The organism is Polaromonas sp. JS666 (assembly GCF_900103405.1).
In the GTDB taxonomy this organism is placed as follows: Bacteria; Pseudomonadota; Gammaproteobacteria; order Burkholderiales; family Burkholderiaceae_C; genus Polaromonas.
Map to the genome: position 1 here is coordinate 404591 of NZ_FNHX01000003.1, position 14649 is coordinate 419239.

A 14649-nucleotide genomic window follows, 5' to 3' on the forward strand; every position below is an offset into this window, starting at 1 on the left:
CGGGAGTCGGCTTGCCGTGATGTCCTATTCATAAGGACAAGCCACTTCACCCAGCTCGACGTACACGCTCTTCAACTGCGTGTAGTAGTCAATCGTCACCATGCTGTTTTCATGGCCTATGCCCGATTCACGGATACCGCCAAACGGCATCTCGATGGGCGTGATGTTGTAGTTGTTGATCCAGCACACGCCCGCCTGCAATTGCGCCGCCACCCGGTGCCCGCGCGCCAGGTCGCCGGTGAACACCCCGGCTGCCAGGCCGAAGCGCGTATCGTTGGCGCGCGCCACCGCTTCCGCCTCATCACTGAATCGCAGCACCGACATCACAGGCCCGAAGATCTCTTCACGCACGATGCTCATGTCGTCCCGGCAATCGGCAAAAATGGTCGGCTCAACAAAATTTCCCTGCACCAGTGCGCCGGTCTTGAGCTGTTTGCCCCCGGCGACCAGCCGCGCGCCTTCGGCCACGCCTTTGTCGATGTAGCTGAGCACACGCTGCATATGCGGGCGCGAAATCAGCGCGCCGACCTGCGTCGCCGGGTCCATCGGGTCGCCGATGCGCAGTTTTCGGGTGCGCGCCTGCAGCTGTTCCAGAAACGCCTCGTGGATGTCCTCATGCACAAAGACCCGCGTGCAGTTGGTGCAGACCTCGCCCTGCGTATAAAAATTGCCGAGCATCGCGGCGGACACCGCCTGCCTCAGGTCGGCATCGGGGAACACCAGCAGCGCCGATTTGCCACCCAGCTCCATGGTCGCGCGCTTCAGGGTTTTGGCGGCTTCCGCCATGACGGCTTTGCCGGTGCCGACCGAACCCGTGAGCGACACCTTGGCCACCGCCGGGTGCGACACCAGCAGCCGGCCGGTGCGGCCGTCGCCCTGCAGCACATTGAACACGCCGTCCGGCACACCGGCCTCGGTGTAGATTTCCGCGAGCCTGGCGGCGCTGCGCGGCGTCAATTCTGATGGCTTGAAAATCATGGCGTTGCCGCAGGCCAGGGCCGGCGCCGACTTCCAGCAGGCGATCTGCAGGGGATAGTTCCAGGCGCCTATGCCCACGCAAATGCCCAGGGGTTCGCGCCGCGTGTACGCAAAAGCGTTCTTGAGCCCGTAATGGTGGCCGTGAATCGTCGGCGCCAGGCCGGCAAAATATTCAATGCAGTCGGCGCCGCTGGCGACGTCGACCACTTCGGCCTCCTGGATCGGCTTGCCGCAATCCGCCACCTCCAGCTCGGCCAGTTCGCGGTTGCGCGCGCGCAGCAATTGCGCCGCCCGGTACAGGATGCGGCCGCGCTCCGCGCCGCTCATCGCCGACCATTTCGCCAGCCCGGCTTGCGCCGCTTCAACCGCACGCTCGAGTTCCGGCGCAAGTGCCAGTTCGACGCGGCACAGGACCTGGCCCGTGGCCGGATTCAGGTTTTCCAGTGTTTCCGAAGCGGTGCTGGCTTGGTAAGCGCCGTCTATGTAGTTGCGTAGTGTGGGGGTCGTCACGAGCTCACCTTGTTCCGATGTTTCGCCGTGCAATCGTCGATGGGTCGATTGCCTTGACGGCTCACTATAGGTTCAGGGCACCCTGCGCTCTTGATGTATTACGACCACGCGATGGCGCAAATTTCCGGGCTCCATCAAGCCCGTCAAGTGGTGTGCAGCGCTGGGCATTCATTTGCGCGCCGGTGAAACGGCCCGCCGCATCACCGGCGCCTGCACGGACTGCAGCCGGTCCGCCCTGGGCGGGCAGCCGAACTTGTCCCGGTAGACGCGCGAGAAATGTTCCAGCGACGAATAGCCGGCGCCGACAGCCACTTGCGCCACACTCATGTCGGTTTGCTGCAGCAGCTTGTGCGCGCGCGCCAGCCGCAGGTTGATGTAGTACTTCAGGGGCGGCAGCGACGTGTAGTGCTGGAACAGGCGTTCCAGCTGGCGCCGCGACAGCCCGACCCGGGTTGCGATCTCGTCGCAGGGCACGGGCTCTCCCACGGTTTCCTGCATCAGATTGATCGCGGCCTGAACATGCCTGCTGCCTTCGCCGGGGCGCTTGTTGGCACTGCTGAGCAAGGAGTCCGTTGGGTAGCGGACCTGCGTGTACTGCATGTGCTGCGAAACCTCGTGTGCCAGGTCGGCGCCTTCGCGCTCGCCTATCCACTGCAGCATCATGTCCAGCGTTGACGTGGCGCCCGCACAGGTCAGGCGGCGTCTTTCTATGGTGTAAAACTGGTCTTTCGCATTGACGCTCGGGTACAGCTCCTGGAAGCCTTCCAGGTTGTCCCAATGAATCGCCGCGCTATAGCCATCGAGCAAACCAGCGGCTGCCAGGATTTCGGCGCCGGTCTCTATGCCCGCGAGTTCCGCGCCGAAGGCCGCCTGCCGCCTCAGCCAGTTTTTGATCTTGCGGTTCTTCGCGTACTTCTTGGCCTCGAAGCTGGCAATCACAAAAACCGCGGAGAACTCCATGTCATCAGACAACTCCGCATCCACCGGCACCTGCATGCCGTGCGTCCCTATCACCGGTGCACCGTCGACCGAAAGCGTGGTCCATTCGAACAGCTTGCGCTGCATCAGCCAGTTGGCCAGCACCAGCGGTTCCATCACCAGGGCCAGGCCCAGGTTGGAAAACTGCGGGATCAGCAGCAAGCCGACCCTGCGCGCCGCGGGTGTGGCTTTGGGCGACGTGCGCTCCCGGTTTTCTTCCTTCATAGAGACCCGCCATGCGTTGACAAACAGCCTATAAGGTATTTTGCGCAGCCCTCAGGTGTTTGACGGAATACGACATATGTTAGTCGTATTACGTCAATATTGGCTGTTTTCCTAAACCTATAGTTCGTCAACGGAAGAGCACTGCTTACCGGCATGCACCACTCGCCTTGCGGCGGGAACGGCAAAAAAAGCATGCGGTGGGCAGGCCTGTTTCAGTCCCTGTAAATGCGCTATCCAACCAGGAAAACGTGACATGAGGTCTCTGCACATACTCGGCTCGCTTGCGGTTCTTGCCCTCACCCTTTGCGCCGGCCCCGCAAGCGCACAAAGCAAATCGCCGGCTGGCGCCAAAGAGGCGGAAAGCTGCCGCACGGTGCGTTTTGGTGATGTCGGCTGGAGCGACATCGCGGCCACCACGGGGCTGGCATCGGTGGTCCTGGAAGGCCTGGGTTACCAGCCGAAGACGACGCTGGCTTCGGTGCCGATTACCTTCGCGGGCATCAAGAGCAAGCAGATCGATGTTTTTCTCGGCTACTGGAACCCGAGCATGACGCCCATGATCGAGCCCTTCGTCAAGGCGGGCCAGGTCAAGGTGCTGGATCAGCCCAACCTGGCCGGTGCCAAATACACGCTGGCGGTCAACAGCACCGCTTTTGAAGGCGGCCTGAAGACCTTTGCCGACATCGCGAAATTTCGCAAAGAGCTCGATGGAAAGATCTACGGCATCGAAGCCGGCAATGACGGCAATCTGCTGATCCAGCGCATGATCGACAAGAACGAGTTCGGCCTGAAGGATTTCAAGCTGGTTGAGTCCAGCGAAGCCGGCATGCTGTCCGAAATACAGCGCGCGTCGCGCCTGAAAAAATGGATCGTCTTCCTGGGCTGGGAACCGCATCCGATGAACGTGCAGCTGAAGATGAAATACCTGGAAGGCGGCGACACCGTGTTCGGCCCGAATTTCGGCGAGGCCAAGGTGTACACCGCGACCACCCCCGATTACCAGGCGCGCTGCCCGAACGCGGCCAGGCTGATCGGCAACCTGCAATTCAGCACCGACCTGGAAAACCAGGTGATGGTGCCCATCACCAACAAGGTCAAGCCGAACGACGCGGCCCGCGATTGGTTGAAGAAGAACCCGGATGTGCTCAAGAAGTGGCTGGCCGAGGTCAGCACCTTTGACGGCAAGGATGGGCTGGCGGCGGTCAGCAAGCATCTGGGTCTTTGACCGCGTCGCCACCAAAAAAAGTTATCGGAAAGTTACCGCGAAGTTATCGCTTGTCTCATCAAAAAAACTCTGGAGGTTCGTATGAATTTGGTTAAAAAGCTGTTGTCCGGCTTGCTGCTGGCGGGTGTTGCTTTCGGCTGCTCAGCCGTCGAACTGAAACACTGGCCCGCCGATGCCGCGGCCAAACTCAATGCGCTGGTCAAGACGCATGCGAACAAAGGGGAGTACGCCGTGTTCGATATGGACAACACGAGCTACAACTTCGACCTGGAAGAGTCCCTGCTGCCTTACATGGAAATGAAAGGCCTGCTGACGCGCGAGAACATGGACCCTTCGCTCAAGCTGATCCCGTTCAAGGATGTCAACGGCAACAAGGAAAGCCTGAACAGCTATTACTACCGGCTCTGCGAACTCGACGACATGGTTTGCTACCCCTGGGTGGCGCAAATCTTTTCAGGCTACACGCTCAAGGAGTTGAAAGGCTTCGTCGATGAATTGATGGCCTACGGCAAGCCGATCCCGGCGACCTACTATGAAGGCGACACGGTCAAGACCATAGACATCCAGCCGCCGCGCATCTACCAGGGCCAGCGCGAACTGATGAACCATTTGATGGAAAACGGCATCGAGGTCTACATCATGACCGCCGCGCATGAAGAACTGGTGCGCATGGTGGCATCCGACCCGCGGTACGGCTACAACGTCAAGCCGCAAAACGTGATCGGCGTGGCGACCATGCTGAAAGACCGCAAGACCCAGGAACTGACCTCGTCCCGCCTGCAAATCCAGAAAGGCAAATACGATCCCGCCAAAAACATGGACCTGCAAATGCATCCTTACTTGTGGACGCCGAACACCTGGATGGCGGGCAAGTATGCGGCGATCCTGACCTACATCGACCAGTGGAAAAAACCCATCCTGGTCGCGGGCGATACACCGACCAGCGACGGCTACATGCTGTTCCACGGGACGGACATCGATCGTGGCGGCGTGCGCATTTGGGTCAATCGCAAAGCCAAATACATGACGCAGATCACCGACATGTGGACCAAAAACGCGGCGCGCCAGAAGGAGCTGGGCCTGCCGGTCACGGCCGACAAGAACTGGATCGTCGTCAAGCCGGAAGACATTCATCCGCTGCCTGCCGGCAACAAGTAAGCCGGCTTCGTCCGCCCGTCCGTTCGTCCACCCGTCCACCCATCCGCCAGGAGGTGTTCAATGAAGCCTGATCGTCTCTACCCCGGGATGCCCTCCCGGGTCCGGCGCGCCCTGTGCGCAGCCTTGTGCGTGGCTGGGATGGGACTGTTCCCCGTTCACGCCGCCAACAGCCCGGCGCCTTTGACGCTGGGGCTCATCGTCACGGGCGATACCGTGGAGAAGATGGTGGAAAACTGGAAGCCTTTCACCGACGCGCTGGCCAAAGAGATGCAGCGGCCGGTGCAGGTTCTGGCTTCGAAAGACTTCGCCGAAATTTCCGGTGCCCTGAAGAGTGGGCAGGTGCAGGTGGCCTGGGTCAACAACAAGCTGGCGATCGAACTGGTGGAGGCCGACCAGGCGCTGGTGTTTGCGCAGATGGTCGGGCTGGATGGAACGCGCGGCTACAGCTCGGTCTTGCTGGCCCGCAAGGACGCCGCGCCCCAGAGCCTGGCGGAGGTGATCAGCCGCCCGGGCAGCTACACGCTGGGGGCCGGCAACAAGGAGTCGATTTCGGGCTTCCTGGCGCCGAACTACTATGTGTTCGCCAAGAACAAGATCGATCCCGAGAAACACTTCAAGAAGATCAACCGCACCAGCCACCGCGACAATTTTCTCGCGGTAGCCGACGGCCAGGTGGACCTGGCGACCAACAACACCGCGGACATGTTGCGCTACAAGGTGGAGTTCCCGGACAGGATGGCGCGCGTCAAAGTGATCTGGGAGTCCCCACTGATTCCCAACGACCCCATCCTGTACCGCAAGGACCTGCCGGCGGCAACGCAGCAACGCATCCGGAAGTTCTTCCTGGCCTACGGCCGCGACGAGGCCGAAAGGGCCACGCTGAAGAATATGTATGACCTGTCGGCGTTCAAGGCTTCGTCGAACTACCAGCTGCGGCCCGTGGCCGACCTGTCATTGTTCCAGGCGCTGACCAAGGCGATGGGCAGCCCCCAGGATGGCGGCGATTTCAGCGCAACGCTACAGCAGCTGACCCAGCGGGCCGCCCGGCTGGACACGCTGCTCAATTCCACGCGGATTGAGAGTCAATAGCCGGGGCCAGCGCCACCTACCGTATCAACGGAAAAGTCCGAAAGTACTCCGCCTCCAGCTGCGCCGGGTCCAGCTTCTTGAGGGCCGCGTCAAACGCATCGCGCATCTCCAGCCCTGCGGGGCTGCGCTTGAAGCAGACATGCAGGGTCAACTGTGCGATGGGCCTGGGGTTGAACACCACCTGGTCGGCGCCGCCCAGGCGCGACAGGGTGTAGTTCAGCACGTTTTTGTCGATGACGATGCCGCGTATCTTGCCTTCCCTGAGCTTTTTGACGTTCTGTGCGTCGCTGGCGCCGGCCTCGACGGCCTGGCGTTTTTCCTTGATGGCGTTGTCGAAGGCTTCGCCGTTGACATAGCCTTCCACCACACCGAGCTTGTAGGGCTCAAGGTCAGAGATGGTGTTCCAGGTGATGGGCGCGCCTCTTAATGTCGCCACGCCCAGCAGGCTGGTGCCTATGGATTGGGACAGGTGGCAAGCTTGCTCCCGCTTGGTGTTGAAGTAGACGGGAAAGTAGCCCTCGTAATTGGGATCTTTCTCGCCCCTTTCCACGGTGGTGGCCCAATCCGAGGAGGCGCTCATCAGGCGGTAGCCGGCGCTCTTTGCCACCACGGTGGCAACCCGGGTCGAGAGCCCGTCCTGCGGCAGCAGCTGGCCGTTGTAGGGCGGCCATTCAAGCGTGGCCAGGCGCATCACTTTGGCGGTGGGCGTCCCAGGGGTGGCAAAGCTTGTCTGCGCGTGGCAGTTCAGCGTGGTCAAGGCGGTCAGGGCGCAAGCTGTCCAAATTGCGCGAGCCACCAGAGAGTACGAAATAACGTTCATAAAAACTCCTCAGGCTCTACCCTCAATGAACACAAAAGATTACAAATTTGTGAGCCCGCGCCCATTGTTCGGCGGCCTTGGCAGGCGCAGTGGTGTGGAGTGGACGCGAATTTGTCCAAACCCGACAGCGGCACGAAGCAGGAAGGTGAAGGGGAAGGTGAAACGGGAAGAGCGGCCGCTATGGCGGCCTGTTGCTTCGACCCAGGCGCGCGACGCTAAGGCCGAGCCGCCATAGCCTGCAGGTGCTGCTGCTGTTCCTCGAACTGAAGCCGCGTGATGTCGCGCTCCAGCCCCACACGACTGGCCTGGGGGATGGCTTGCGTTTTGTACAAGCCTATCCAGACATCGGTGATCCGGCTGTCGGCAAACACGCGGACCAGCAGCTCATTCAAACGTGTTTCGAGCAGGGGCGTGTGCGCGCTCAGCGGCCACTCGTCGAGCATCCAGCGGCAGATCGGCTCGTAGTCAAAGCATTGCGCCAAAGTGGAAGGGGACGCCTCAGCCAACCCGCTGATGCGCAGGCTCACCAGGATGGGCTGGGGTTCGTGTTCATGCGCGTACACGCCGACGCGCAGCCGGGTCTCCAGCGACTCGACGCGGGCCGTCCATCGGGAGCGCGGCGCCATCGACGGTTCACCCATGCTTTTCTCAAACACTAGCATTCAACAATATTGACCGCCAGCCCGCCGCGCGCGGTCTCCTTGTACTTGGTCATCATGTCGGCGCCGGTTTCGCGCATGGTCTTGATGACCTTGTCCAGGCTCACATGGTGGGTGCCGTCGCCGTGCAAGGCCATGCGGGCCGCGTTGATGGCCTTGACCGAGGCAATGGCGTTGCGTTCGATGCAGGGTATCTGGACCAGCCCGCCGACCGGGTCGCAGGTCAGCCCCAGGTGGTGCTCCATGCCGATTTCGGCCGCGTTCTCCACCTGCTCGGGTGTGCCGCCCATGACGGCGCACAAGGCGGCCGCCGCCATGGAGCAGGCCACGCCGACCTCGCCCTGGCAACCCACTTCGGCGCCCGAGATGGAGGCGTTTTCCTTGTACAGCATGCCGATGGCGGCGGCGGTCAGCAGGAAGTCGATCACGCCGCCGGGCGTGGCTGTGGCGACAAAGCGCGTGTAGTAGTGCAGCACGGCCGGCACGATGCCCGCCGCGCCGTTGGTGGGCGCGGTGACGACGCGGCCGCCCGCGGCGTTCTCTTCGTTCACCGCCAGGGCATAGAGGTTGACCCAGTCCAGCACCTGCAGCGGATCGCGCAGGGACGCCTCCGGGTTGGAGCGCAGCCGCTGGTGCAGCTCGGCGGCGCGGCGCTTGATCTTGAAGCCGCCGGGCAAGACGCCCTGGGTGCGGCAGCCGCGCTCCACGCAGGCTTGCATCACGGTCCAGATTTTGTGCAGGCCGGCGTCGATCTCGGCATCGCTACGCCAATGGCGTTCATTGCGGCGCATGAGTTCGGCAATCGAGATGCCGGCCTTTTTGCACTGCTGCATCAGCTCGTCGCCGCTGTGGAAAGGGTAGGGCAGCACGGTGACGTCGGGTGCCAGCACCTTCTGCTTGCTGCCGTCGGCCGCCACTTCATCACTGACCACAAAACCGCCGCCCACCGAGTAATAGCAGCGGTTGAGCAGCTCCTCTCCCGCGGCGTCATACGCGATGCAGCGCATGCCGTTGGGGTGAAAGGGCAGGGTCTCGCGGCGGTAAAACGCCAGGTGGTCTTTCTCGCGGAAGGCCACCGGGTGCCGGCCCCCCAGCTGCAGTTCGCCCGTGCTGCGGATCGCCTCCAGCATCGCCGGAATGGCTTCCACGTCGACGTTTTCCGGGTCATGCCCCTGCAGCCCCAGCAGCACGGCCTTGTCGGTGCCGTGGCCTTTGCCGGTGGAGCCCAGGGAGCCGTAGAGCTTGACCTCCACGCGCGCGCAGGATTCCAGCAGGCCCTGGTGCGCCAGGCGCTCGGTGAACAGGTGGGCCGCCCGCATGGGGCCCACGGTGTGCGAGCTGCTCGGGCCTATGCCAATCTTGAAAATATCAAAAACACTGACAGCCATGGTGGGGGTCTCGTTGAGCGCCGTGCGCCTGGGTGAAAAGAATGGAAGAAAGGAGTAGATGAATCAGCCCGTCCGCGTGGGGCCAGTGTGCCCTAACGCAGCACCACGGTTTTCATGCCGTTGATGAACACCCGCCGCTCCAGCACAAAACGCAGGGCCCGCGACAGCACCAGGCTTTCCACCAGGCGGCCGGCCTGCGACAGGTTTTGCGGTGTATCGGCGTGGTCCACACGCTCGACCGACTGCTCGATGATGGGACCCTCGTCCAGGTCGGTGGTGGCGAAGTGGGCGGTCGCGCCTATCAGCTTGACGCCCCGGTCGTGGGCCTGCTGGTAGGGCTTGCCGCCCTTGAAGCCGGGCAGGAAGGAATGGTGGATATTGATGACCCGGCCGTGCAGCTGCCGGCACAAGCCTTCCGACAGGACCTGCATGTAGCGGGCCAGCACGACAAATTCGGCGCCGGTGTCCGTGATCAGCCGGCGCAGCTTTTCTTCTTGCGCGGGCTTGGTTTCGGCGCTGATCGGCAGGTGGTGAAAGGGCAGGCCCTCGGCCTCGGCCAAGGGCGCCAGGTCGGCATGGTTGGAGGCAATGGCCACAATGTCCATCTTCAGCTCACCGCGCCGCCACTGCGCGATCAGCTCGCGCAGGCAATGGTCGAACTTGGACACCATGACCAGCACGCGGGTGGGCTGCGCCAGGTCATGCAGCTGCCACTGCGCTTGCGGAAAACCTTTTGCCAGCTCGGCGAAGGCGGCGCGCAGCACTTCCACCGGGCTGCGCAGGCTGAAAACGCTGCGCACAAAAAAGCGCTCGGTCGTGTGGTCGTCAAACACCGAAAACTGCTCGATATACGCCCCATGCTGGTTTAACAAGGCGGAGATGGCCGCGACCTGGCCCTGGGCGCTGCCGCAGGCCAGGTTCAGGCAGAAATGGGTGTTGGTATCCGGGGTCATGGGCGCGGGAAAGTTGGCAATGGATGTTTGTGGCTGGCTATATGGCTGAAGGGCGGGATGTCTTCACGCGCCGGGGTATCGCCCCGGCGCCGTGAAAATCAGGCCGCCTTCTTCAGTTGCTGGTGCGGGTCGATGACGAATTTTTTGGGCGCGCCGGCATCGAAGGCGGCGTAGCCCGAGGGCGCCTCGTCCAGCGATATCACCTGCACGCCCACCACATCGGCGATCTTGATGCGGTCCCACAAAATGGCCTGCATCAGCGCGCGGTTGTATTTCATGACGGGCGTCTGGCCGGTGAAGAAGCTGTGCGATTTGGCCCAGCCCAGGCCCAGGCGAAGGCTGAGCGAGCCGGTCTTGGCGGCCTTGTCGACACCGCCGGGATCTTCCGTGACATACAGGCCCGGAATGCCGATCTTGCCTGCGGCGCGCGTGACTTCCATCAGCGAATTGAGCACCGCGGCCGGCGCTTCCGTCTGCGAGCCCGCGTGGCCGTGGCCGCGCGCCTCGAAGCCCACCGCATCCACGGCACAGTCGACTTCCGGCGTACCCAGGATCTGCGCGATTTGCTCGCCCAGGGGGGCATCCTTGGACAGGTCGACGGTCTCGAAGCCGACCTTGCGCGCATGTTCGAGGCGGGACGGGTTGATGTCGCCGACGATGACGACGGCGGCTCCCAGCAATCGCGCCGAGGCGGCGGCGGCCAGGCCGACCGGGCCGGCGCCGGCCACATACACCGTGCTGCCCGGGCCGACCCCGGCCGTCACCGCGCCGTGGTAGCCGGTGGGCAGGATGTCGGACAGGCAGGTCAGGTCGCGAATTTTTTCAACCGCCTGCGCACGGTCGGGGAACTTCAGCAAATTGAAGTCCGCATAGGGCACCATCACGTACTCGGCTTGCCCGCCAATCCAGCCGCCCATGTCGACGTAACCATAGGCCCCGCCCGCGCGGGACGGGTTCACGCTCAGGCACACGCCGGTGTGCTGCTCCTTGCAGGTGCGGCAGCGCCCGCAGGCCACATTGAAGGGCACGGACACGATGTCGCCGCGCTGCAGGGTTTCGACGTCGCGGCCGACTTCGAGCACCTCGCCCGTGATCTCATGGCCCAGCACCAGGCCGGCCGGCGCCGTGGTGCGGCCGCGCACCATGTGCTGGTCGGAACCGCAGATGTTGGTGGTGAGCACCTTCAGGATCACGCCGTGTTCGGCCTTGCCGCCCAGCGGGTTGAGCAGTTTGGGAAACGGGATGGACTGGACTTCAACCTGGCCCTGGCGCAGGTAGACGACACCGCGATTAGCTGACATTCTGGGTCTCCTTGTATTGGTATGGAATGGCTTGCCCGGCTGCCGCATCCGGCGCGTCGCATTTCAAAGGCAGGAGGGCGTCCTGGCTTGCAGCTTCATGCCCCGTTCCTTGTCAAAGTGAAATCGCGCGGTGCTACGGCACCACTGCACTTTTACAGGTTGGGGCTGCGCAACTTTGCTGGGAGCGACGCGGAGTTGTCCCGCAGCGGCAGGCGCGCGGCCGCTGGCGCGCGCTTCAGGCGGCGCGCTTGAGGGGTACCACGCGCTTGCGCGAGGCCCTGGTGCGCGCTTCGCTCTCGCCCACCTTGCCGCGGCGTTCCTCGCTGGGCGCGTGCCCGAACAGGCTGCGGTAGGCCTTGCAGAAATGCGAGGACGACTGGAAACCGCAGGCCACGGTGACCTGCATGATGGGGTGGCTGCTGTGCGTGAGCAGCTCCTGCGCGCGGCGAAGCCGCAGGTTCATGTAGTACTGCGCCGGGTTGATGCTGAAGTAGCGGTGGAACAGGCGCTCCAGCTGGCGCAGCGAAAGCCCGACGGCGCCGGCCAGCTCGGCCAGGGGCAGGGGGTCTTCAATGTTGGCCGCCATGATTTCGGCGGCCTCCGTCAGGTGCTGGTAACCGGGGCCTATGCATTCGGGCTGCGGGATGCGCTGGCGGTCGTTGCTGGCGCGCAGCCGCTCCACGATGAATTGTTCGGAGATATCCATCACCAGCTTGGCGCCGTGGGCGCCGCGGATCAGGTGCAGCATCAGGTGCAGGGGGGCCGTGCCGCCGGAGCAGGTCATGCGGTCGCGGTCGAGGATGAAGACTTCGGGCGCGAAGCGCACCTTGGGAAACTCCTCGCTGATGGCCGCCAGGTTTTCCCAATGGATGGCGCAGCGGTAGCCGTCCAGCAGCCCGGCGCTGGCCAGGGCAAAAGAGCCCGTGCACAGCGCGCCCATGACCGCGCCGCCGGCGGCGCAGCGGCGCAGCAGCTGGCGCACGCCGTCGTTCGTGACGCTGCGGATGTTGACGCCGCCGCAGACAAAAATCATGTCGCAGCCGGCCAGCTCGGCAAGCTCCCCGGTCGTTGCCAGGGCCAGGCCGTTGCTGGCCACCGCGCTGGCCTGTTCGGGGTTGACCACAGTCCACCGGTACAGCGGGCGGCGGCTGATGTAGTTGGCCATGCGCAGCGTTTCCACGGCATTGGCAAACGCGATCATCGAATAGTCGTGCAGCAGGATGAAGCCGACATGGGTGCCGTCTTTTCGGGGCTGGCCACCGCCGGCGCCAACAGCTGTTGGCACCAGTGGTGGCGGTTCAACCGGAACGCGTGGCATGGGTGCTCCTAGCTGTCGCTGCTCTCGCGGGCCACGCCAAAACTTTCGGTGAGGCGGTCGAGGATGATGGCCAGCAAAACCACCGCCAGCCCACTCTCGAACCCCAGGCCGATGTCCAGTCGCTGGATGCTGGCGAGTACGTCGTTGCCCAGGCCGCCCGCCCCCACCATGGAGGCGATGATGACCATGGACAGCGCCATCATGATAGTCTGGTTGACGCCGGCCATGATGGTCGGCAGGGCAATCGGGAGCTGCACCTTGAACAGCAGCTGGGTGGAGGTGCAGCCGAAGGCGTTGCCCGCTTCGACTTGTTCTGAGCTCACCTGGCGTATGCCCAGGCTGGTCAGGCGCACCACGGGCGGCATGGCGAAGATCACGGTGGCGATGATGCCGGGCACCCGGCCCAGGCCGAACAGCATGGCCGCGGGGATCAGGTAGACAAAGGCGGGCATGGTCTGCATGAAGTCCAGCATGGGCCGTATCGAGGCATTGACGCGGGGGGCGCGCGCGCACCAGATGCCCAGCGGTATCCCGAAAAACAGGCTGATCAGGGTGGCCGAGAGCGTGAGCGCCAGGGTGACCATGGTTTGCAGCCAGAAACCGGTGACCACGATGAGCGCCAGGGCCAGCGCCACAAAGAGCCCGAACTTCCAGCCCAGCCGGCGCACGCCCACTGCCGTGGCCACCAGGATGACCAGCCAGAAGGGCAGGGCCAGCATGCCCAGCTCGACCCACGTGGCGAATTGTTCGACCACCACGCCGATGGAATCGAAGACGGCGGCACCGTTGTCCAGCAGGTGTTTCACCCCGGCGTTGACCCACTTGCCCAGGGGCAGCACGTCGTGCGAGGCCTGGGTGATTTGCGAAAGGAGATTAGACATGGCGGGCCTCTTGAGCCATTCGGACGAGCAGGCTGCGCGCGGAGATGCAGCCCAGTAATTGGTCGGTGGCGTCGAACACGCCCACCGGTTGGTCCATGCCCAGCACAATCTTCATGGCCTCGGGCAAGGTGGTGTGGGACCGCAGGCGCGGCCCGCCGTTGTAGGAGTGGCCGTTCAAGCCAGGGTCCAGCAGGTCCGCCGCGGTCAGGTAGCGCGAAGTGTCCACGCCTTCGAAAAAGCGCCGCACGTAGTCGTTGGCCGGCTGGGTGATGATCTGGTGGGGTGTGCCTTCCTGCACCAGGTTGCCGCCTTCCATGATGGCGATGCGGGTGCCGATGCGCAGGGCTTCTTCGAGGTCGTGGGAGACGAACAGCACCGTGCGCTGCTGTTCGCGCTGCAAGTCCAGCATCAGGCCCTGCATCTCGACGCGCTTGAGCGGGTCCAGCGCCGAGAAGGCTTCATCCATCAGCAGGATGTCGGGGTCCACCGCCAGGGCGCGCGCCAGCCCCACGCGCTGCTGCATGCCGCCCGACAGTTGCGAAGGGTACTTCGCCGCGTAGGTCTGCAAACCCACCTGGCCCAGCACCTGCATGGCCCGGTCCTCGCGCGCCTTGCGCGGCGTGCCCGCCATTTCGAGGCCGAAGGCGGCGTTGTCCAGCACATTGCGGTGCGGCATGAGCGCGAAGGACTGGAACACCATGGCCACGCGCTTGCGCCGCCACTTGACCAGGTCGCACTGCGGCAGGGCGGTGATGTCTTCGCCGTCGATGTTGATGGCGCCTGAAGACGGCTCGACCAGGCGGTTGATGAGCCGGATCAGGGTGGATTTGCCCGAGCCCGACAAACCCATGAGCACATAAATCTCGCCCGGCATGACGTCGAAGCTGACTTTGTTGACGCCGACGACGTGCCCGGTCCTGGCAAACACCTCGTCCTTGCTCAGGCCTTCCCCCAGCAACTTCACGGCTTCTGAAATATTGCTTCCGAAAATCTTGTAAAGATTTCGGACGCTGATCTTGGGTTTTGTCATCGTATGTCTCCGGGGAAATTTCGCTGCATGTTTCGGTTCTTTTTATGAGCAAGCAGCGTGCCACGATTTTGTCGGGCGCAGGGGTTTCAAGCTATAGGGTTTGTCCATGGAGGACCTCGATTTCTGCCGTTAAACG

General features: G+C 63.2%; 13 protein-coding genes. 3 read left to right on the top strand and 10 right to left on the bottom strand.

Annotated features, from left to right (window positions below):
- Positions 1–24: 24 nt before the first annotated feature.
- Entirely contained in the window at positions 25–1488 is a 1464-nt protein-coding gene (gene betB / locus BLQ85_RS10075) for a betaine-aldehyde dehydrogenase (RefSeq protein WP_074576832.1), read from the bottom strand.
- A 168-nt stretch (positions 1489–1656) separates the two neighbouring features.
- Positions 1657–2691 carry a GlxA family transcriptional regulator gene (locus BLQ85_RS10080; RefSeq protein ID WP_074576425.1) on the bottom strand — a complete coding sequence of 345 codons (1035 nt, stop codon included), beginning with the start codon at positions 2689–2691 and terminating at the stop codon, positions 1657–1659.
- Between the two features lie 253 nt (positions 2692–2944).
- Here BLQ85_RS10080 and BLQ85_RS10085 point away from each other — a divergent pair, with 253 nt between their 5' ends.
- The 3 genes from BLQ85_RS10085 to phnD all read left to right on the top strand — a co-directional run bounded on the left by BLQ85_RS10085 (position 2945) and on the right by phnD (position 6163).
- The gene (locus BLQ85_RS10085) at positions 2945–3916 is read left to right on the top strand and encodes a choline ABC transporter substrate-binding protein (RefSeq protein WP_074576427.1); all 972 of its coding nucleotides are present in this window, start codon (positions 2945–2947) and stop codon (positions 3914–3916) included.
- A gap of 81 nt (positions 3917–3997) precedes the next feature.
- Positions 3998–5074 carry an HAD family hydrolase gene (locus BLQ85_RS10090; protein WP_074576431.1) on the top strand — a complete coding sequence of 359 codons (1077 nt, stop codon included), beginning with the start codon at positions 3998–4000 and terminating at the stop codon, positions 5072–5074.
- Positions 5075–5161: 87 nt separating this feature from the next.
- Positions 5162–6163, top strand: coding sequence for a phosphate/phosphite/phosphonate ABC transporter substrate-binding protein (gene phnD / locus BLQ85_RS10095; protein WP_074576433.1), 1002 nt, complete (start codon positions 5162–5164; stop codon positions 6161–6163).
- 16 nt (positions 6164–6179) lie between these two features.
- Here phnD and BLQ85_RS10100 read toward each other — a convergent pair whose 3' ends face one another.
- The 8 genes from BLQ85_RS10100 to BLQ85_RS10135 all read right to left on the bottom strand — a co-directional run bounded on the left by BLQ85_RS10100 (position 6180) and on the right by BLQ85_RS10135 (position 14513).
- Positions 6180–6920, bottom strand: a complete 741-nt coding sequence (locus BLQ85_RS10100; protein ID WP_074576435.1) for a substrate-binding periplasmic protein — start codon at positions 6918–6920, stop codon at positions 6180–6182.
- A gap of 278 nt (positions 6921–7198) precedes the next feature.
- Positions 7199–7624, bottom strand: a complete 426-nt coding sequence (locus BLQ85_RS10105) for a dihydroneopterin aldolase (protein WP_175456085.1) — start codon at positions 7622–7624, stop codon at positions 7199–7201.
- 14 nt (positions 7625–7638) lie between these two features.
- On the bottom strand, positions 7639–9030 hold the full coding sequence (locus tag BLQ85_RS10110; RefSeq protein WP_074576440.1) for an L-serine ammonia-lyase: 1392 nt from the start codon (positions 9028–9030) through the stop codon (positions 7639–7641).
- A 92-nt stretch (positions 9031–9122) separates the two neighbouring features.
- A complete protein-coding gene (gene purU / locus BLQ85_RS10115; protein ID WP_074576442.1) occupies positions 9123–9983 on the bottom strand; it encodes a formyltetrahydrofolate deformylase in 861 nt (286 codons plus the stop codon).
- 98 nt (positions 9984–10081) lie between these two features.
- Positions 10082–11284: a formaldehyde dehydrogenase, glutathione-independent gene (fdhA, locus tag BLQ85_RS10120; RefSeq protein ID WP_074576444.1), complete on the bottom strand. Its 1203-nt coding sequence runs from the start codon at positions 11282–11284 to the stop codon at positions 10082–10084.
- A gap of 235 nt (positions 11285–11519) precedes the next feature.
- Entirely contained in the window at positions 11520–12569 is a 1050-nt protein-coding gene (locus BLQ85_RS10125; protein WP_254806400.1) for a GlxA family transcriptional regulator, read from the bottom strand.
- A 41-nt stretch (positions 12570–12610) separates the two neighbouring features.
- Positions 12611–13483, bottom strand: a complete 873-nt coding sequence (locus BLQ85_RS10130; protein ID WP_074576446.1) for an ABC transporter permease — start codon at positions 13481–13483, stop codon at positions 12611–12613.
- Positions 13476–14513, bottom strand: coding sequence for a quaternary amine ABC transporter ATP-binding protein (locus BLQ85_RS10135; protein WP_074576448.1), 1038 nt, complete (start codon positions 14511–14513; stop codon positions 13476–13478). Before BLQ85_RS10135 ends, BLQ85_RS10130 begins: the two co-directional genes overlap by 8 nt.
- Between the last annotated feature and the right edge of the window lie 136 nt (positions 14514–14649).

What these genes read in the sequence shown, in the direction of transcription:
- phnD (WP_074576433.1), top strand. Translation starts at nt 5,162, where the DNA reads ATGCCCTCCCGGGTCCGGCGCGCCCTGTGCGCAGCCTTGTGCGTGGCT.
- BLQ85_RS10085 (WP_074576427.1), top strand. Translation starts at nt 2,945, where the DNA reads ATGAGGTCTCTGCACATACTCGGCTCGCTTGCGGTTCTTGCCCTCACC.
- BLQ85_RS10130 (WP_074576446.1), bottom strand. Translation starts at nt 13,483, where the DNA reads ATGTCTAATCTCCTTTCGCAAATCACCCAGGCCTCGCACGACGTGCTG.
- fdhA (WP_074576444.1), bottom strand. Translation starts at nt 11,284, where the DNA reads ATGTCAGCTAATCGCGGTGTCGTCTACCTGCGCCAGGGCCAGGTTGAA.
- purU (WP_074576442.1), bottom strand. Translation starts at nt 9,983, where the DNA reads ATGACCCCGGATACCAACACCCATTTCTGCCTGAACCTGGCCTGCGGC.
- BLQ85_RS10105 (WP_175456085.1), bottom strand. Translation starts at nt 7,624, where the DNA reads ATGGGTGAACCGTCGATGGCGCCGCGCTCCCGATGGACGGCCCGCGTC.
- BLQ85_RS10135 (WP_074576448.1), bottom strand. Translation starts at nt 14,513, where the DNA reads ATGACAAAACCCAAGATCAGCGTCCGAAATCTTTACAAGATTTTCGGA.
- BLQ85_RS10090 (WP_074576431.1), top strand. Translation starts at nt 3,998, where the DNA reads ATGAATTTGGTTAAAAAGCTGTTGTCCGGCTTGCTGCTGGCGGGTGTT.
- BLQ85_RS10110 (WP_074576440.1), bottom strand. Translation starts at nt 9,030, where the DNA reads ATGGCTGTCAGTGTTTTTGATATTTTCAAGATTGGCATAGGCCCGAGC.
- BLQ85_RS10080 (WP_074576425.1), bottom strand. Translation starts at nt 2,691, where the DNA reads ATGAAGGAAGAAAACCGGGAGCGCACGTCGCCCAAAGCCACACCCGCG.